An 18228-nucleotide genomic window follows, 5' to 3' on the forward strand; every position below is an offset into this window, starting at 1 on the left:
GATCAACCTCAGGCAGCACGTTGGGAAAGAAGGGTGAGTGCAGCAATACCTGCTCCGTAAGCTATTACCAGTCCGGAAGTTGCCGCAACGAAACGACGAAGGCTGGCTCGCTCCTTGAGGCGCCTTGTTTCGTTGGGAATCAGCGAAACCGTGCCGAGTACGGGCAAACCGGTTACATCGCGCAGCGATTTGCCCTCAAAGAAGACAGGGCGAATTTGGCTGGCAACAAAAGCGGCAAACAGGCCTGCTGCCAGGCCAAGCAGGAGACCCAATGGCAGAAGGAGCAAGCGATTCGGCGCAACGGGGGTAGACGATGCTCGCGGCGGGTCGATCAGCCGAAAATCGGCTACCGAACCTGCCGCATCAAGATCGCCTGTTAATTCGGCTGATTCGCGGCGAGCGACCAACTGTTCGTAGTTCTTCTTATTGATATCGTAATCACGGTTGAGTTGGGTATATTCCGCTTCAAGTTGAGGTTGTGTCTTCAGCATATCGGTGATGCGCTTGTAGCGCATTTCGTACTCGGAGACCCGAGCACGTAGCGATGCCACATTGGCTTCAGATTCAGCCAACGACACTTTTAGTTGCTGATACACCGGATTGTTGCTGACACCCGAACCAGGGTTGGCAGCCGCAAATTTCTTGCGTGCCAGTAGTTCCTGACGTTTCTGTTCCTCGAGATCCTTGATTAGGCGGCGGGTCCCGACGACATCGGGGTGTTGTTCGGTATAGCGTTGGAGAAGGCTATCGAGATTCCGCTTCTGGGTGTCGATTCTCCCATCGATTTCCGGTAGAGAAATACCGGAGTCGGCTCCAGGAGACTCTGGTAAGAGAACTGGCTCTTCTCCAATGATCTGACGACGCATGGCATCCCGTGAGTTTTCGGCTTCCCTCAGTGCCAAGCGTGATCGGCTGAGCTCTGTTGTCAGATCCGAAAGGCGATCCACGCTGCTTTTTCCTTCTCCGGTTTGCAGTTCGATATTGCGAAGCTTGAAATCCTTAAGACGGGTTTCAGCTTCCTGAAGCTTCTTCTCGTAGTTCTGGATTTGTTCGTCAATGAATTTACGGGCCGAGTCTGAGTCTTGGCGTTTATCTCCCAAACTGGATTCCACAAAAATAGATACCAGTGCTTGAATCACGCGTTGAGCTTTGGCCGGTTCGGTATCTCGATAGGAGAGGGTGTATAAATTGTCACGCCCAACACTTTGGATTTTTAGCGTTTTTGTAAGATTGTCGATTAATTCTTCCTGCTCAGCCTTGCCTTTTGTTTTCAGGTCGAGGTCTGCCATTCGGATCAACTTTTCGACATTTGGTCGGCTGATCAGCGTACGACTCAGCATCATTACTTGCTGCTCAACGTTGGGCTGGATTGCAAGTCCTGACATCAGGGGCTTCAGAATCGACTGGGTGTCGACAAAAATTCTGGCAGAAGCCTCGTAGCGGTCGGGAATGCGGAGAATGACTCCGGCAGCGATGGCACCGACGACCCAAGCAACCAACATGCCGAGTCGTCGATATTTCCAGGTCGCGCGCAGGATAGTCAGAACCTGGCGAAGAATATCTTCCATCTAGGAGCCCATGCTTACAACCGCTCCGATTTTATTCGGAGCGGCATACGTTGAAAATCGGTTGATCAAAACCAGCTTTGCGGGACGATGAGAACGTCGCCCGGTTTCATTTCAACGTTAGCGGTAACGTCGCCGCGCTTCACCAGATCTTTGAGACGAACGGTGTACTGCGCGTTGTTCTCGGAGGTGCGCAGAATCGTCGCACGATTGCCATCGGCAAAATCGGTAATTCCACCCACTGCAATCATGACATCCAGCAAAGTCATTTTCTGCTTATAAGCAAGGATTTGTGGTTTGGCAGCTTCGCCTATAACACGAATCTGTTCGCTATAGGGGCCGACGAAGCCGGTCACTATGACTGTAACGACAGGATCGCGAATAAATTTGGCCAGTTCCTTTTCGATATCTCGCGCCAAGCTGGTGGAGTCCTTGCCCATCGCATTCAGGTCATCGATCAGGGGAGCGGAAATCTTGCCATCCGGGCGTACTGGGACATTCATTGAAAGTTCCGGGTTGCGCCATACCACAATGTTCAAGTTGTCTCCGGGGCCTATTTTGTAGCTGTAGTCAGCTGATGCAGCAGAGACGGGGGCTTCGGGATGACTGGCGCAACTCGAAAGAACTAGCGCAACGGCAGTGATCACTAGGAATTGAATAGTGGATTTCTTGGCTAAATGAATCATGGTGTTTTTCCCTCAATCAGGTCGCAGGCCGACCTTGCCGAGCTAAGTCATTAGGGCACTATCATAACGGAAAGTGCTGCGAAATAAAGAGGCGCAACGATTCTGCTTGCGCAGTATTTCACACTCAAGAATAGATCTTGTGAGGAACAATCTTCCGATTGGCCCGTCAATCTACCATCTGGACTCGGCTTGCTGGGCCAACTGGGAGACCTGGCTAATAGATAGAGTCGCAAATGTGTCTGTATAGCAGCGTGCCATTTTCGACTGTCGGAAAAATTTACATCAACGTAGGGGTGTTAAAAATTAGTTGTTTAAATTCATGTTGATATGGTAGTGGCACGAATTGTGCCTTTGGTTTGTTGTGGCTAGATTCGTTTGCCCCTCGCATTGTTGAATCCACTCTTTCTGGAGATAAAAATGAAACTTTCTACTAAGCTCAAGGCGCTATGTGCTGCTCTTGCCGTGGGTGCCGCAAGTGCGGCTTCGGCTTCGCCGATCTATCTTGACGTTGGCACGAACTTCGCGCCGGGCGCTGACAAAGTCAATGCCACCAGTACCTCCGTGAAGAATGAGGTGTTATATACATATCAGTCGACTACAACGGTTTTTGACACCAACGCTAGCGGCACCATTGATGCGGGTGATGCAATCTCGACCAATATTGGGTTGTTTGGTACCAACATCTTGGCAAACAACCGTGCTACGGGATTCAACCCCGGCGAAACTTTCGGTACCAATGCTGACAATGGATATGGTGACGATTGGGTGATTAGCTTTAGTGGTGTAAACCTTCTGGGGACAGTCTCATCGGTTCTTGGTGGTGTTCCGCTATTGTCTTACGCTCCCGGTGGCGTGATCAATATGTTGCTCACGTTCGATGGATCTACCTATAACAACTTTATGGATCTAGTCATTTCCGGCGGTGCACCAACGGGCTTGAGTACTATTCTGCTCGGGGTTCCTGATTTTTCCGCTGTTGATGCAGGGTTTAACAACCTGTTTCACGCTGCGGGTGGTGTTAATTGTGCCGGAAATACTGGTTTCAAAGATCTCACTGATTGCGCTCCGCCCATAGCGATTAGTTTTGAAGCTAGCCAAGACACCAATGTCTTGATCAGTCAATTTACTAACAATGGCGATGGCACCTTTTCTGTTTCTACAAACCATGATGGCAGCCTGACCTTCTCTGTGCCTGAGCCTTCGATGCTTCTTTTGATGGGTGGCGCGTTGCTTGGTCTGGGGTTGTCGAACCGCCGTCGTGCAACTCGCAAAGCTTGATCGGTTAAGCTAATACGGGAGCAATTCCCTAATGCCGTTCAGCGAAAGCTGAATGGCATTTTTCTCATCTAAACAATTTTTGGTTTTAGCTGAGTATGGCTGGCAAGCATTGAGCAGGTGAGGTGCCCCCGGTTTTAGTGCCAAGGGCGTTTTAGCAAAAGTCCTTGGGTTGCACCATTAAAGACATTCTTCGGCGGTCGGCTGGGTAGAGATGATTGCCCGATGCTCGGCCGCGAATTCTGCCGGGGTTTGATAGTTCAAAGCGCTGTGCGGCCGATGCTGGTTGTAGTCCCGGCGCCAAGCGGCGATCAGGATACGAGCCTGGGGCAAGCTCGTAAACCAATGGTCATTCAGGCACTCATCCCGGAAGCGCCCATTGAAGCTCTCGATGAACGCGTTCTGCGTGGGTTTCCCGGCCTGGATCAGCTTGAGCTGCACACCATGCTGGCAGGCCCACTGGTCGAGCGCCTTGCCGGTGAATTCCGGCCCCTGGTCGGTTCGAACGGCCTTGGGGTAGCCCCGAAAGCGAGCCGCCTGATCGAGAACACGTGTCACGTAATGGCCTGAAATGCCGAAGTCGACCGCGAGATCAATGGCCTCCTTGCTGAAATCATCGACGATGGTCAGCACTTTGATCCGCCGGCCGTTGGCCAAGGCATCACTGACAAAATCCATCGACCAGACCTGGTTCGGCCCGGTAGGTAGTTCCAGAGCATGGCGCTCCACGGCTACGCCATGCCGACGCTTGGTAAGCGCCCGGCGAAGTGAATCGCCCCGGTTTCCGTGGAGGCCGGTTGGTTTAAGTCAGGCCACGATGGCGGCCTGATCGGCGAGTTGCCTGTAGTAGTTTGCCTCAGCTTCTGCGGGGGGGATATAGCCAATCGGTTCAAGCAGCCTGTGGTGGTTAAACCAAGACACCCATTCCAGAGTTGCCAGCTCCACGGATTCCCTGGTTTTCCAAGGGGCGCGCCGGTGGATCATCTCCGCCTTGTACAAGCCATTAATCGTCTCGGCTAGCGCGTTGTCGTAGCTGTCGCCCTTGCTGCCGACTGATGGCTCAATCCCGGCTTCGGCCAGTCGCTCGCTGTAGCGGATCGAGACGTACTGCGAGCCCCTGTCCGAGTGGTGGATCAAGGCCTCGTCGGGACTCGGCTGACGGGCGTACAGCGCCTGTTCCAGCGCATCGAGCACGAAGTCCGTATGCATGGAACTGCTCACTCGCCAACCCACGATACGGCGGGCAAAAACGTCGATGACAAAAGCCACATATAACCAGCCTTGCCAGGTCGAGACATAGGTGAAGTCCGAGACCCACAACTGATTGGGACGGTCGGCCTTGAACTGTCGATTGACCCGATCCAGCGGGCAAGCCGCTTTGCTGTCGCTGATCGTGGTGCGCACCACCTTGCCGCGCATGACTCCGCGCAAACCTTGACGCCGCATGAGTCGCTCGACCGTACAACGGGCCACCGCGATGCCTTCGCGGTTCAGTTGCCGCCAGACCTTGTCGGCACCATAGACCTGCAGGTTGGCCTGCCAGACGCGCTTGATCTCGGGCACTAACACCTCGTCACGCCGCACTCTCTGACTGCGCTGTTCAGGATTGCGCCGCCGAGCGACATGACGCCGGTCCCGACGGGGCAATCTGCAATTGCCTGCAGATCGGCTCGACCCCGAAGGCAGCACGATGCTCGTCGACGAAAGACCTCAAGACTTGAATCGGCGGTCGAGCTCCGCCTGGGCGAAAAACGCGCTGGCAAGCTTGAGGATCTCGTTGGCTTTGCGCAGCTCTTTGACCTCGCGCTCCAGTTCCTTGACACGCTTCTGGTCCGCCGTGGTCGGCCCTTCGCGCTGGCAGGCATCTCGTTCGTGCTGACGCACCCAGGTCAGCAGCGTCTGCGGCGTGCAACCGATCTTGACCGCAATGGATTCAACGGCTGACCACAGCGACGGATGATCGGCACGGCTTTCGGCAACCATGCGCACGGCGCGCTCACGAAATTCGGGGGAGAACTTAACTGACTTCTTCATGGCTCTATCTTCTCAAGAGTTAGAGCCTCCACCAAACCCGGGGCGATTCAGATCGCCGGCGAGGCACTGGATTGTTTCGGCAAACTCTATGGGGTCGAGCAGGAAGCTGCCGGATTCGACATCGATGAGCGACGACGAATTCGGGAGGCGAAAGCCCGACCGATTGCCGATGAATTGCATGCCTGGTTGACCCGGCAACGACAGGTGGTACCCAATGGCTCGGGGACCGCCAGGGCGATCGACTACAGCCTGAAACGCTGGGTGGCGCTGACGCATTACCTAACGGATGGCCAGGTGCCGATCGACAACAACTGGATCGAGAATCAGATCCGGCCGATCGCGCTCGGCCGCAAGAACTGGTTATTTGCCGGCAGCTTGCGCGCCGGCAAACGCGCCGCCGCGATCATGAGCCTGATCCAATCCGCCAAGCTCAATGGTCACGAGCCTTTGGCTTACCTGAAGGATGTCCTGACCCGCCTGCCGACCCAACCGGCAAGCCGCGTCGGCGACCTGCTGCCGCACCGCTGGCAACCTCAAATCACCGACTGACCTGAGTTCGCCGGGGGCTTACGACGCTTGCGCCGACGAACGGAGAGGCCGGCATCGCTGTAGAGCCGATACACCCGTTTGTGATTGGCCTGAACACCTTCTCGCCGAAGCAGCGCATGCAAGCGGCGATAGCCAAACCGACGGCGTTCGCCAGCCAGTTCGACCAGCCGGGCTTTCAATTGCTCGTTCTCCGGCTGTGCCTTCGACTCGTAATGCAGGACCGTGCGTGATAAACCCACCAGCTGGCAGGCACGGCGTTCGGAAATCGCTGTCGCTTCCCGCATCACCATGACTGCCTCACGCTTTAGCTGGGGGCTTACCGTTTTCGGCCCAATGCTGCTTTCAGCGCTTCGGCGTCGAGAATCGATTCGGTCAGCAGACGCTTGAGCTTCGCATTCTCTGCTTCCAGCTCCTTCAAGCGCTTCGCGTCCGAAACGGACATCCCGCCAAATTTCGCCCGCCAGTTGTAGAACGACGCATCACTGAAGCCGTGTTGCCGGCACAGTTCCTTGATCGGAACACCAGCTTCCGCCTGCTGCAAAAAACCGATGATCTGCTCTTCTGAAAACCGCTTCTTCAAGTCCATTCTCCTTCTCGAAAACGGACTTTACTAAATTGCCAGTGGCAATGATTGCGGGGGGCAGCTCACAGGGGCAAGGTGAGCAGGTGGCTAAAGAGGCCGGCGGCCTCAGTTGTTTTTCATTAGTATCCGTCGAATGTACCAAAACATTAGTTGTTGTAGAGGGTTGCGATTGCCAAAAGGACGCCAGGTCTTAACCAGTCGATTCTGGTAGGCATCGAAGTGCAACCCTTTCGGGGCATAACGGACATCTCCTCGGCCAAGAAGTACTTTTAGCGCAGCGGAGCAAGCGACACCGGCAGCGAGTTCGATCCCCATCGCAACTGACGGTACCTTACGTTTGAAGAGATTGACTGAATCGCGTGTTAGTAAATAGTGTCGTTGTAGCATTGACGGCGATACACCGACGATGAATTTGAGGATTTGATCCTCAAAACTGTAACCATCCAGAGCAAAATACTCTTCAAAACTCATTTTTCCCGGCATAAACACCAGTAAGGCGGTGCCCATGCCCATCGGGGCGGCGGTGATGGCCGGAATGCCCAGTTCGTAGCAGCGCGCAAAAACCTTGCGACGTATATCGAGTGAAAAGATATCAAGGCTATCGACGTAGAGATTAGCGCCTTCAAGAAAGTAATCGATATTTTCTAGGCTGAGTCCGTTTGGTAACAATCGTAAATCAACCGATGGATTGATGCCGCGAACCTGCTCTGCCATTACATCGAGTTTTGGTAGGCCCATTGTTGAGACCATGGCGCCAGCCTGGCGATTCAGATTTGGCCAGTCAAATGTGTCTAGATCGGTGATGGTGAACGATCCAACTCCCAGGCGCGCAAGTGTAAGCGTGTGATTCCCCCCAACCCCTCCTAGACCTCCAACAGCAACGCGTGTGGCTCGGAGGCGCGCCTGTTCATCTTCCGTTACCCATCCGATATTGCGGGAAAATGCAATATCATAAGAGAATTCAGATGCTTTTGACATGGCTTGTGTTCCTTTTTTACGCTTAAGTAACAGATTTGTACATGATCGTAGTTACCCAGAAACCTGGTTCTGCTGATTAAGTTCCATGCCGTAGTGCTTCTGTTATTTCTATGTTCGAGACTCTTCGTGCTGGAAGAATTGAAGCGAGCACGGTGGCAGACCAGCCAATTATTCCTGCAATGACAATTTCAAGCCCATCAAGCCTTATATAGGCGGTATATCCCATATTAGCATTGGGTGGTGGTGGCATTGGTATGCCAATAGCCGAAATAATTAAAGCCCCACTAATACCAATAATGAGGCCGAGAAGAGCCCCGCAAGCACCAACAAAAATATTTTCTAGAATGATCTGCTGAAAGACCGTGGATGGCCGACTACCCAATGCAAGCAAGGTTCCGAATTCACGCGTACGCTCGAATAGCGTCATGTTGACACTATTGGCCACCGAGAGTAAAACCATGAATAAAATAATTAAACGAAGTACGCCGAATTGCCGATCGTAAAGTTGAATAGTTTTTACATAGAAATCTGACAAGTCACGCCAAATGGTTACTTCCATCTCATTCTGTTGAAGCAGTGAACGAACCGATGCTGCCACTTGAGTGCTGAGATCAGTGTTGTTCAGCACCATAATCAGCAGATGGATTGAGGTGGTATCCATGAGTTCTTGCGCGCTACTCAATGGAATCCGCACTGCGCGTGCATCAAAATCCTTGGAGAATGTTTGGAATACACCAACAATCTCAAAATCCATTGTATTTATTGCGCCTTCAGATAGGCTGATAACCATGGTTACATGGTCTCCAACGCTGAGGTTCAATGTGCGCGCCACACCTTGACCAATAACGATACCTGACTTGTCTGAATTTGCGAGGGCACGCCCTTCAATGTAACGAACGTAAATGCCGCTTAGTTTGGCTTCTGCGTCGGGTTCTATGCCTTCGCCAAAAATGCCGAGGTCGCGTTTGCCATTATTCAGAGTTCCGGTGAAATTTAGCCTGCCAAGTACGCTAGTTGTTCCAGTTTGGCTGGCCAATTGTTTCCTAAGTGCATCGGCATCCTTAATAAGGTATTTTTCCGGGGCGCGAGTTCGACCTTCTTGAAAGCCTTGACGTGTAATCTGAATATGGCCAGTCTGACCGTGGATGATAGCTTCACCCAGTTGAACAAATATATCTTTAACAAACCCGCCAACAATAATTAGACCGGCAACGCCAAGTGCAATCGACGTGAGCGTGGCTAAGGTTCTGGCTCGCTGCCGGAAGATATTGCGTAGCGTGAAAAATAACTTGGTTGTAATGACGGAATTCATTGGTTGTAGCGCAAAGCATCTACGATATTCAATCGGCTCGCTTTCCATGCGGGAAGTATGCTGGCCAGCAGAGTCGTTGTGACTGCCAATACAAGCGCGTCAAATACAATTTGAGGCGTAAAAAGAATTCTTCCGATGAACCCGTGTGACATGCCTGGTGCTGCAGGCATGGGCAACCCTATTGCTGAAATAGATGTGGCGGCGACCCAAGCAAAGAGGGTGCCGGCAATGCCTCCCATTAAACCGATGAGAAAGCCCTCGATCAGGAATAATCGCATTATCGCGAGGCGGCGCTGACCTAATGCCAGATTGGTGCCGATTTCTGTGGTTCGTTCAAGGACGCTCATCATTTGGGTGTTAGAAATTGAGAGAACGATGATCAATCCAATAATGATTTTGACTACTTGTATCTGGCTCGTAAAAAGAACGACAGTTTTATTATAGAAGTCCGCCAGCGCGGTCCACGGGATGATTTCATATTGTTCGGACGGTAGTTTGTCCTTAAGCGTAGCGACGATTGGTGTTGTCAGCTTATGGCTTTCTAAAAGAAGGACCCAAGCGGTCCCGCCGTCGACCTTCATAAGACTTCGAGCGCGTTGAATTGGTAGGCGTAGGAATTGATCGTCAAATTGCTTCGAGGTTGTATTGAATATGCCAACCACTCGAACTTCGGTTGCATTGGGCCCTCCTTTTGCGGTGGTGACCAGCAACACAATTGAGTCGCCAATTTTCACACCCAGACTATTGGCCAATCCTTCGCCCAAGAGGACAGATGCTTCACTGTCACTTTTCATGTCTTGACCAGCATCGATATTGATTCTGGCACTGATCGGTTTTTCCTTGGCAGGGGATACGCCTTCCCCAATGAACGCTACCGTGTTGTCCCCAAAGCTTGCTAAGCCGCTAAAGGCGAGTCGTGGAGCAACGCTGACTACACCTGGTAAGTTTGACACAGCCTCGAAGTCGCCAGAGGTCCCTGGTAGGAGGAAGCTATAAGGGTCTGCAATTCCTTTTTCGTAATATCCTGGCGTGACAATTTGAATATGGCCAAGTTGAGATCTGACTGTGGAATCACGCATGTCATCAAATATCCAGGCAATGAAGCCACTTGCCAGACAAAATGCCAGAATTCCCCCGCTTACAGTAAGCGTGGAAACAATCGTTCGCTTTGTGTTACGTGTCAGGTTACGTAGCGCGATCTGGAAATCTGATGTAATTGTTAGCAATTGGTACCTAATTTCAGACTTAATATTTTCGAATTAAGCCTTCGTCTATTTAGAAACTATATCTAACTTCTGAATACACACGGTCTTTCTGGTCATAACGTCCAAACATGCCAAGCGGCGGTCCTTTGAACAGATCGGCACCTATCAGCACGCGCCAGTTGCGCTCAAAGTTCCAGGTCAGGCGGGGCCGGAACAGCCAGTCCGGGCGGTTAGCGCTGGAGATGAAAAGTGCTTGTGCTTCCCAGTTGGTAAAGAACTTGTTATTGAGCAGTACGCTGTAACCGTTTTCACGCCGATCGGAAATAATGTCCTGGTTGTAGCTGAAAAATTGGCGCTGGAATACCTGAACATTCAGGCGTGTTTCGGCCGGCAGCGTGAAATCGAGGCCGGCAGCCCAGTCCAGGGTGTTTTGCTGGGCAACGCCATCGGTATCCATGGCGTTCAATACCGTAAAGTTGCGTCCCCGCGTATAGACGGCCTCCGCCTTCAGGACAATATCGCCCAAGTCTTTGGCTAGTGTGCTGCCGAACTGGTGGATCCGGTCGTGCCGGGCCTGGAAGACAAAGGTTGGCGTGGGGGTGATAACGATGTCGCGATAGAAGGTTGGGTTGATGTCGGTGCTGCGATAGTAGAAGGCTGAAATGTCCCAGCCACTCTTGAGCGTGGACAGGCGAAGACCATAGTTCATGTTTTCCGCGTTGCGCTCGGGCCGTTGCTCCTGACGGTACTGCGCAGCAAAACCGGGCGGCACGGGTTGGGTGGGATAGAACTCGGCACCCGGTTTGCCGATGTTGTCGTAGCTGGCAACCGGAATCCAGAGAACTTCGGCGTGAAAATCGTCGGCGAAGTACTCGGCGCGCGCGGCCCATTGCGGAATGCGCATCTGATCAAACTCGGGCAGGATGAATTCACGCAAATCGCGGGCGGATACGACATCGGCAAAAAACAAGCCAACCATTTCACCCCAGACGACATTTTGTTTTCCCAGACGGAAGTCCCAGTTGCCAGCACTGTAGTCCAGATAGTTTTCGCGAAGCGCAGCATCGAAGCGCTGGTTTCTCTCGACCTCCGGGGGGTAAAAGTCATTGATGCCATAAACTGCGTCGTAATCGAAGCGCGCCCCGAGTTTCCACTTGATGCCATCGCCCAGTTTGCCTTGGCTGCTCAAGTCGGCGCGGGTACGCATCTTGGACCAGTGGTCGGGGCTCGCGGTGGTGCGCGCCAGTTCAAATTGGACAAAGCCCTTGATGCCGGAACCCGAAGCCGCCTTGGGTTTGTCAGCGGCCATGGGCAGATCGTCACCAAAAAGTGAGTCGCGATCGTCGGCGGCCTGGGCGCCAAGACTGAAAAAGAGGGCTGCAATCAGTGGCAGTCGGGGAAGCATACGGTCAAGTGAGGGCACGGCAGTAATCCGGTAATGGTTTATTCGGTAATGCTTTCGGCGGCGATATCCGAGAGATTGTGGACGCGGGCGATATTCCAGCCGTTGTCGGGGCCGCGAATGCCGAACGCCTTGATAGTTCCGTCTTCAACCTTGACCAGTCGATTGGCATGGTCGATGACTTTCTGGTCATGGGTCGAGAAAATGAAAGTGGTGCCTAAGTGTTCGTTGATCTTCTTCATCAGCTTCAATATCTCGATGCCAGTGGCCTTGTCGAGATTGGCTGTCGGTTCGTCGGCGAGGACGATCGCTGGCTTGACGGCCAGAGCACGGGCGATGGCGACACGCTGGCGCTGGCCGCCGCTCAACTGATTGGGGCGGTTGTTGGCGTATTTGCTGAGGCCGACGATGTCGAGGAAATAGTCGACGCGGCGCTTGCGATCGGCTGGTGAAACATCGTTCCGGCGCAATAGCGGGTACTCGACATTTTCGGCGGCCGACAGTACGGGGAGCAGGTTGAAGCTCTGAAAAATGAAACCGATCGAGTGTGCTCGCAGGTCGGCTAATTCGTTGGCTGATTTTTGCGAGACATTCTCTTCGTTGATGTAGATGTTGCCGCTGGTCGGCCGGTCAATGCAGCCAATCAGGTTCAGCATGGTCGTCTTGCCGCTACCGGAGGGGCCGGCTATGGCGAGGAATACGCCTGGCTCGATGGCCAGTGTTATATCATTGAGGGCCTGAACGATCTGCTCGCCAAGCAGATATTCCTTGAAGACGCGCTCGATACGGACGACGCTGCTCATGGCGTGCCGGAAACGAAGGAACTTGCGTCGAAGAATCCAAGCGAGGAGTCGCCTATGCTACGCAATACTGTCAAGCAGCTGAATTTGTGGGCCTGTGTTCTTACATCCGGCATTGTTCTATCGCTCCAGTCAGTAACGGCTTTTGCTCAGCAGCCCGGCCCGGAAGCGACCGATGAAGCTTATGCTCGAAGTATAGTGGAAAAGGCGGATCAGGTTCGCTTCCCTGGCGACGGGTTTCAGGTCGATATTGTAATCAATACCCTGCAGGCGGATAAATCAGCCGAGACTAGAAAATACCGAATCCTTTCAAAGGGTAACGAAAATACAGTAGTAATGGTAACCGAGCCCGCCGCCGAGCGTGGCCAGATCATTCTGATGAAAGGTCGTGATCTCTGGGTCTTCATGCCGGAGGTTTCCCAACCTGTACGCATTTCATTGGCTCAGAGGCTGACCGGTCAGGTCGCTAACGGGGATCTGGCGCGAGCCAATTTTTCAGGCGACTACAACCCCAAGGTCTTACGAAGCGAAACCATCAACGGCGAAAATTACATTGTTCTGGAATTGGCTGCTGTCGATCGCTCGGTCACCTATCAAAAAGTTGTCTACTGGGTAAATAAGAAAAATTTCTGGCCCTTGAAGGCAGAGTTTTATTCTCTTTCCAATCGTCTATTGAAAAAGTGCAGCTATGAGAACTTCCGCACCTTGGCCGGCAAGCTAAGGCCAACCCGTCTCGTGATGGAAGATGCCCTACGCAGTGGTGAAACATCTGTACTGGAGTACAGCGAGATGAAATTGCGTGAATTACCTGACAAGATATTTACTAAGGATTATCTTAAGAAGCTCGACTAACCTTACTGTGGCGCTTTTTAATAGTTTGATATTGCCTATGACCAAGATTCTGCCAGTTGTCCTATCCGGTGGTTCGGGAACCCGTTTGTGGCCGCTTTCCCGCGAAAAATATCCCAAACAGCTCTTGCCGCTGGTCGGTGAACAGTCGATGTTGCAGGCAACAGTCGCTCGCCTGGATGGTATTGCCGGGCTCGGGGAGCCGCTTCTCGTTTGCAATGAAGACCATCGCTTTGTCGTGGCTGAACAGATGCGCTTACTCGGCAAGCAAGGCAAGACCTTGCTTGAACCCTTTGGCCGCAACACGGCGCCTGCGCTGACGCTAGCCGCACTCTGGGCGCAGCAGCAAGACGACGACTGCGTATTGGTGGTGATGCCGGCGGATCATGTGATTCTTGACGGGGCTGTGTTCCGGGATACGGTCGTCAAGGCGGTTGCACTGGCCGAAACGGGGCTGGCGGTGACCTTTGGCATTACGCCGGATTGCCCTGAGACGGGTTACGGCTACATCAAGCAGGGCGTTCCACTGGCCGATGGTAGCGGTGCATTCAAGTTGGCCCGTTTTGTCGAGAAGCCAAACCGTGAAGTGGCACAAGCCTACCTGGATTCAGGCGATTTTCTGTGGAACAGCGGTCTGTTTGTGATGCGCGCTTCAACCTGGTTGAATGCGCTTCAGTTGTGTCGGCCGGATATTCTGGATGCGTGCAGGGCGGCGTTGCGAGGGGGGGGCGAAGACGGAGAGTTTGTCCGTGTCGACCGTGTGATGTTTGAAAAATGTCCATCCGACTCGATCGATTATGCCGTGATGGAGCGCTTGACTACGGGGCAGGCCGGTTTGCCGGAAAGCGCCGTCATTCCATTGTCGGCCGGTTGGTCGGATGTAGGCGCCTGGGATGCTCTGTGGAAAGTGTTACCGAAGAGCGAGGCGGGCAATGCGTCGCGTGGCGACGTGCTGCTCGAAGGTTGCCACAATACGCTGGCGATTTCCGAGGGCCGCCTGGTGGCCTGTGTTGGGGTGAGCAATCTGGTGGTGGTCGAAACCGACGATGCAGTGCTGGTCGCGCACCACGACGCCACTCAGGATGTGAAAAAGATTGTCGATCGCCTGAAAGCTGACAAACGTTCGCTGGCGCAGTGGCATCGCAAGGTCTATCGGCCATGGGGCTGGTACGACGGCGTCGATTCCGGTGAGCGTTTCCAGGTCAAGCGCATCGGGGTCAAGCCGGGTGCCTCATTGTCCTTGCAGATGCACCATCACCGGGCCGAGCACTGGATCGTGGTCAGTGGTACGGCGCGGGTGACCAAGGGGGACGAGGTGTTTCTGGTCACGGAAAACCAATCCACCTATATTCCGCTCGGCGTCAAGCATCGCCTGGAAAACCCAGGCATTGTGCCGCTCGAAATGATCGAAGTGCAGTCCGGTAGTTACCTCGGCGAGGACGATATCGTCCGCTTCGAGGACACCTACGGGCGCAGCTGATCAGTCGAAGAGCAGGGCGGCCGCCACCTTGCGGCCCTCGGCGGCGAGGATGTTGTAGGTGCGGCAGGCGGCGCGCAGGTCCATGACCTCGAGGCCGATGCCGGCCGGGGCGAAGGGCCGGAGCAGGGTGCCGGCCGGGAAACGCAGGCGGCTGCCGGTGCCGAGCAGGACTATTTCGGTACCCAGTTCGAGCAGTTTCTGCATATCCGTTGCGGTGAGGGTGGACACCGTTGCAGTCGACCATTCGGGAATGATCGACTCGGGCAGAAGGATCAGGTTCTTCTCGTATTTTTCATTATTGACCGCTACGTAGTCATCGCCGTAGGCAGTGAACATATTGAGTCCGGCAGTATTGGAGAGATGAAGTTTCACTGAGCTGAAGTCCCGAAAAGCCCGCCAAAATTGCGGTGCACCATGCGATAAAGTAGGATTATACCTTTTGGGGCATCGTAGTCCGGCTGATGGCGGCAGGATGCGGGCCCGACGGACACTGTTCATGAAACAAGTCAAGAAATCAGCCAAACTCGCCAACGTCTGCTACGACATCCGCGGCCCTGTGCTGCAGAAGGCCAAGCAGATGGAGGAAGAGGGCCACAAGATCATCAAGCTGAACATCGGCAATCTGGCCGCGTTCGGCTTCGACTCGCCCGAGGAGATCCAGCAGGACATCATCCGCAACCTGCCCAACGCGGCCGGCTACACAGATTCGAAGGGGATTTTCGCGGCGCGCAAGGCGATCATGCACTACACCCAGGAAAAGGGGATCAAGGGCGTGACGCTGGAGGATATCTACGTCGGCAATGGGGTGTCCGAACTGATCGTGATGGCGATGAACGCGTTGCTCGATGCCGGCGACGAAGTGCTTGTGCCTGCACCGGATTACCCGTTATGGACGGCGGGGATTAGCCTTTCCGGCGGGACGCCCCGGCACTACCTGTGCGACGAGGAAAATGGCTGGTATCCGGATCTGGACGATATTCGCAGCAAGATCACGCCAAAGACCCGGGCCATCGTCATCATCAACCCGAACAACCCGACCGGTGCCCTTTATCCCGACGAGTTGCTGAAGGAGATCATCGAGATCGCCCGCCAGCATCACCTGATCATCTATGCCGACGAGGTGTACGACAAGGTGCTGTACGACGATGCGAAGCACACCTCGATCGCGGCCTTGTCCGACGACGTGCTGACCATCACCTTCAACGGCCTCTCCAAGAACTATCGCTCCTGTGGCTATCGCGCCGGCTGGATGGTGGTTTCCGGCGACAAGCGTCATGCCAAGGATTACATCGAAGGCCTCGACATGCTGGCTTCGATGCGCCTGTGCGCCAACGCGCCGGGTCAGCACGGGATTCAGACGGCCCTGGGTGGTTATCAGAGCATCGACGACCTGGTCGCCGACGGTGGCCGGATGCGCCGCCAGCGCGATATCGCCTACGACCTGATTTCGGCTATTCCGGGCGTCAGCTGCATCAAGCCGAAGGCGACGCTTTACATGTTCCCGAAGCTCGATCCCAAGATCTATCCGATCAAGAACGACCAAGCCTTCATTTCCGAATTGCTGCAGGAGGAGAAGGTGCTGCTGGTCCAGGGCACCGGCTTCAACTGGCCGCATCCCGACCACTTCCGTCTGGTTTTCCTGCCTCATGAGGACGACCTCAAGGAAGCCATCGGTCGTATCGCCCGCTTCCTCGAAAATTACCGCAAGCGTCACGGCACCAACGAGCTGCTGGCAAAACGCTCGCTCGATTCCAATAACTAACTCCTAGATCCCAAAATGAAACCTATCAATGTTGGCCTGATCGGCATCGGCACCGTCGGTGGCGGCACCTGGACTGTTCTCAAGCGCAATGCGGAAGAAATTACCCGCCGTGCCGGCCGTCCGATCCGCATCACGGCCGTGGCCGACAAAAATGTCGAGCTGGCCAAGCAGGTTACGGGCGGCGAAGCACGCGTCACCGACGACGCTTTTTCACTGGTCAACGACCCGGAAATCGACATCATCGTCGAACTGATCGGCGGTTACGGCGTTGCCAAGGAAGTCGTGCTGCAGTCGATTGCCAATGGCAAGCACGTGGTGACAGCAAACAAGGCGCTGCTCGCCGTGCATGGCACCGAGATTTTTACCGCCGCCCAGCAGAAGGGCGTCATGGTCGCCTTCGAAGCTGCGGTGGCCGGCGGCATTCCCATCATCAAGGCGCTGCGCGAGGGCCTCTCCGCCAATCGCATCGAATGGGCGGCCGGCATCATCAACGGCACGACCAACTTCATCCTCTCCGAAATGCGCGACAAGGGCCTGTCCTTCGACACCGTGCTGAAGGAAGCGCAGCGTCTGGGCTATGCCGAGGCCGATCCGACCTTCGACATCGAGGGAGTTGATGCCGCGCACAAGGCGACGCTGATCGCTTCGATCGCTTTCGGCATTCCGGTCCAGTTCGACAAGGCCTACATCGAAGGCGTCACCAAGCTGGAAGCTTCCGATATCAAGTACGCCGAACAGCTCGGCTATCGCATCAAGTTGCTCGGCATCGCCAAGCGGCGCAGCGCGGGCATCGAACTCCGCGTCCATCCGACCCTGATTCCGGCCAAGCGTCTGCTGGCCAATGTCGAAGGCGCGATGAATGCTGTCGTCGTCAAGGGCGATGCCGTGGGCACGACGCTCTACTACGGCAAGGGTGCCGGTGCCGAACCGACGGCGTCTGCAGTGATCGCCGACATCATCGACGTGACCCGCCTGGCGACCGCCGATCCCGAGCATCGCGTGCCGCATCTGGCCTTCCAGCCCGATTCGATGTCCAGCCTGCCGATTCTGCCGATGAGCGAAATCGAAACCGGTTACTACCTGCGCCTGCGGGTCGCGGATAAGCCGGGCGTGCTGGCCGACGTCACCCGTATTCTGGCTGACCAGGCGATCTCGATCGATGCCATGCTGCAGCGCGAGCCGGAAGAAGGCGAGGGCGAAACCGACATCATCATCCTGACCCACGTCTGCAAGGAAAGTGCGGCAGATGCGGCGATCGCCAAGATCGAAGGACTGGCCGCGCAAAAAGGCAAGGTCAAGCGCATTCGCCTGGAAGAGTTGCAATAAGCTTTTTCGGCAAAACAAACGGGAGCCAGCGGCTCCCGTTTTTGTTTGGGGCGAAGCGAAGTCAGCAGAACTGGCGGCAAAGCTGGCCGAGGCGTTTCAGTGCGGCTCCTATCTCATGCAGCCAGACTTGGTGGAACCGGCTCAGGGACGCCTTTCCTTGTCTGGTTTATCCAGTGTGGCATCCGCCGGTGGAACTGGCGGCGGTGCATGCATTCCCACTGCAGCAACTAGGATCAGCATCGTGATCAGCGACACCGCGCCGGCGACCATGAAGCCACTCAGCATCAATAGTGGCGGCAGGGTACCGAGGCCGCACATCAGGAAATCGACAGCATCGTCGATGCCGCGATAGCCAATACCATTCAGTAATTTGCGCAGCATCGCCCTCTCCTTCACGGAAGCTGGAAGCCAACATTTATCGA

Annotated in this window: 14 protein-coding genes, 4 pseudogenes and 1 other annotated feature; of the genes and pseudogenes, 6 read left to right on the forward strand and 12 right to left on the reverse strand. The window is 54.6% G+C overall.

Features of this window, described 5'->3' with window-relative positions; genetic code table 11:
* Positions 1-8: 8 nt before the first annotated feature.
* Positions 9-1568: an XrtA system polysaccharide chain length determinant gene (locus NQE15_RS12395; RefSeq protein WP_265941726.1), complete on the reverse strand. Its 1560-nt coding sequence runs from the start codon at positions 1566-1568 to the stop codon at positions 9-11.
* Between the two features lie 65 nt (positions 1569-1633).
* Positions 1634-2251, reverse strand: a complete 618-nt coding sequence (locus tag NQE15_RS12400) for an XrtA/PEP-CTERM system exopolysaccharide export protein (protein ID WP_265941727.1) — start codon at positions 2249-2251, stop codon at positions 1634-1636.
* Between the two features lie 417 nt (positions 2252-2668).
* Here NQE15_RS12400 and NQE15_RS12405 point away from each other — a divergent pair, with 417 nt between their 5' ends.
* Positions 2669-3529 (forward strand): PEP-CTERM sorting domain-containing protein, encoded by an 861-nt coding sequence (locus NQE15_RS12405; protein WP_265941728.1) that lies wholly within the window; start codon positions 2669-2671, stop codon positions 3527-3529.
* Between the two features lie 177 nt (positions 3530-3706).
* Here NQE15_RS12405 and NQE15_RS12410 read toward each other — a convergent pair.
* Together NQE15_RS12410 and NQE15_RS12415 are read right to left on the reverse strand one after the other, a co-directional pair.
* A pseudogene (locus NQE15_RS12410) lies at positions 3707-4276 on the reverse strand (IS3 family transposase); the annotation flags it as partial.
* 57 nt (positions 4277-4333) lie between these two features.
* A pseudogene (locus NQE15_RS12415) lies at positions 4334-5560 on the reverse strand (IS3 family transposase).
* Positions 5166-5282 (reverse strand) — a sequence feature (AL1L pseudoknot). It overlaps the preceding pseudogene by 117 nt.
* Positions 5561-5608: 48 nt before the next feature.
* Here NQE15_RS12415 and NQE15_RS12420 point away from each other — a divergent pair.
* A pseudogene (locus NQE15_RS12420) lies at positions 5609-6109 on the forward strand (IS66 family transposase); the annotation flags it as partial.
* 17 nt (positions 6110-6126) lie between these two features.
* On the opposite strand, the pseudogene NQE15_RS12425 reads toward NQE15_RS12420, so the two are convergent.
* From NQE15_RS12425 to NQE15_RS12450, 6 genes and pseudogenes are all read right to left on the reverse strand, one after another.
* A pseudogene (locus tag NQE15_RS12425) lies at positions 6127-6689 on the reverse strand (transposase); the annotation flags it as partial.
* A 108-nt stretch (positions 6690-6797) separates the two neighbouring features.
* A complete protein-coding gene (locus tag NQE15_RS12430) occupies positions 6798-7670 on the reverse strand; it encodes a ThiF family adenylyltransferase (RefSeq protein ID WP_265941729.1) in 873 nt (290 codons plus the stop codon).
* Between the two features lie 76 nt (positions 7671-7746).
* A complete protein-coding gene (locus NQE15_RS12435) occupies positions 7747-9030 on the reverse strand; it encodes an ABC transporter permease (protein WP_265941730.1) in 1284 nt (427 codons plus the stop codon).
* Positions 8979-10208, reverse strand: coding sequence for an ABC transporter permease (locus tag NQE15_RS12440; RefSeq protein ID WP_265941732.1), 1230 nt, complete (start codon positions 10206-10208; stop codon positions 8979-8981). The genes NQE15_RS12435 and NQE15_RS12440 overlap by 52 nt, the downstream gene beginning before the upstream one ends.
* A 49-nt stretch (positions 10209-10257) precedes the next feature.
* The gene (locus tag NQE15_RS12445) at positions 10258-11610 is read right to left on the reverse strand and encodes a DUF1302 family protein (protein WP_265941734.1); all 1353 of its coding nucleotides are present in this window, start codon (positions 11608-11610) and stop codon (positions 10258-10260) included.
* 20 nt (positions 11611-11630) lie between these two features.
* A complete protein-coding gene (locus NQE15_RS12450) occupies positions 11631-12392 on the reverse strand; it encodes an ABC transporter ATP-binding protein (RefSeq protein WP_265941736.1) in 762 nt (253 codons plus the stop codon).
* A 54-nt stretch (positions 12393-12446) separates the two neighbouring features.
* Here NQE15_RS12450 and NQE15_RS12455 point away from each other — a divergent pair, with 54 nt between their 5' ends.
* On the forward strand, positions 12447-13241 hold the full coding sequence (locus NQE15_RS12455; protein ID WP_265941738.1) for an outer membrane lipoprotein-sorting protein: 795 nt from the start codon (positions 12447-12449) through the stop codon (positions 13239-13241).
* Between the two features lie 37 nt (positions 13242-13278).
* The gene (locus tag NQE15_RS12460; RefSeq protein WP_265941740.1) at positions 13279-14718 is read left to right on the forward strand and encodes a mannose-1-phosphate guanylyltransferase/mannose-6-phosphate isomerase; all 1440 of its coding nucleotides are present in this window, start codon (positions 13279-13281) and stop codon (positions 14716-14718) included.
* Here the strand turns inward: NQE15_RS12460 and NQE15_RS12465 are convergent, their stop codons facing one another.
* Entirely contained in the window at positions 14719-15054 is a 336-nt protein-coding gene (locus tag NQE15_RS12465) for an Mth938-like domain-containing protein (protein WP_265941742.1), read from the reverse strand.
* 160 nt (positions 15055-15214) lie between these two features.
* Between NQE15_RS12465 and NQE15_RS12470 the strand changes: the two genes are divergently transcribed.
* Complete coding sequence (locus tag NQE15_RS12470) at positions 15215-16480, forward strand: pyridoxal phosphate-dependent aminotransferase (protein WP_265941743.1); 1266 nt, start codon at positions 15215-15217, stop codon at positions 16478-16480.
* A 15-nt stretch (positions 16481-16495) separates the two neighbouring features.
* Positions 16496-17806 (forward strand): homoserine dehydrogenase, encoded by a 1311-nt coding sequence (locus NQE15_RS12475; RefSeq protein WP_265941744.1) that lies wholly within the window; start codon positions 16496-16498, stop codon positions 17804-17806.
* A gap of 141 nt (positions 17807-17947) precedes the next feature.
* On the opposite strand, the gene NQE15_RS12480 is transcribed toward NQE15_RS12475, so the two are convergent.
* Entirely contained in the window at positions 17948-18187 is a 240-nt protein-coding gene (locus NQE15_RS12480) for a hypothetical protein (protein WP_265941746.1), read from the reverse strand.
* Positions 18188-18228 lie beyond the last annotated feature (41 nt).

Origin of the sequence: Dechloromonas sp. A34 (assembly GCF_026261605.1) — a bacterium.
GTDB lineage: Bacteria > Pseudomonadota > Gammaproteobacteria > Burkholderiales > Rhodocyclaceae > Azonexus.

What these genes read in the sequence shown, in the direction of transcription:
- NQE15_RS12400 (WP_265941727.1), bottom strand. Translation starts at nt 2,251, where the DNA reads ATGATTCATTTAGCCAAGAAATCCACTATTCAATTCCTAGTGATCACT.
- NQE15_RS12405 (WP_265941728.1), top strand. Translation starts at nt 2,669, where the DNA reads ATGAAACTTTCTACTAAGCTCAAGGCGCTATGTGCTGCTCTTGCCGTG.
- NQE15_RS12455 (WP_265941738.1), top strand. Translation starts at nt 12,447, where the DNA reads ATGCTACGCAATACTGTCAAGCAGCTGAATTTGTGGGCCTGTGTTCTT.
- NQE15_RS12465 (WP_265941742.1), bottom strand. Translation starts at nt 15,054, where the DNA reads ATGTTCACTGCCTACGGCGATGACTACGTAGCGGTCAATAATGAAAAA.
- NQE15_RS12480 (WP_265941746.1), bottom strand. Translation starts at nt 18,187, where the DNA reads ATGCTGCGCAAATTACTGAATGGTATTGGCTATCGCGGCATCGACGAT.
- NQE15_RS12435 (WP_265941730.1), bottom strand. Translation starts at nt 9,030, where the DNA reads ATGGAAAGCGAGCCGATTGAATATCGTAGATGCTTTGCGCTACAACCA.
- NQE15_RS12470 (WP_265941743.1), top strand. Translation starts at nt 15,215, where the DNA reads ATGAAACAAGTCAAGAAATCAGCCAAACTCGCCAACGTCTGCTACGAC.
- NQE15_RS12395 (WP_265941726.1), bottom strand. Translation starts at nt 1,568, where the DNA reads ATGGAAGATATTCTTCGCCAGGTTCTGACTATCCTGCGCGCGACCTGG.
- NQE15_RS12475 (WP_265941744.1), top strand. Translation starts at nt 16,496, where the DNA reads ATGAAACCTATCAATGTTGGCCTGATCGGCATCGGCACCGTCGGTGGC.
- NQE15_RS12460 (WP_265941740.1), top strand. Translation starts at nt 13,279, where the DNA reads ATGACCAAGATTCTGCCAGTTGTCCTATCCGGTGGTTCGGGAACCCGT.
- NQE15_RS12450 (WP_265941736.1), bottom strand. Translation starts at nt 12,392, where the DNA reads ATGAGCAGCGTCGTCCGTATCGAGCGCGTCTTCAAGGAATATCTGCTT.
- NQE15_RS12430 (WP_265941729.1), bottom strand. Translation starts at nt 7,670, where the DNA reads ATGTCAAAAGCATCTGAATTCTCTTATGATATTGCATTTTCCCGCAAT.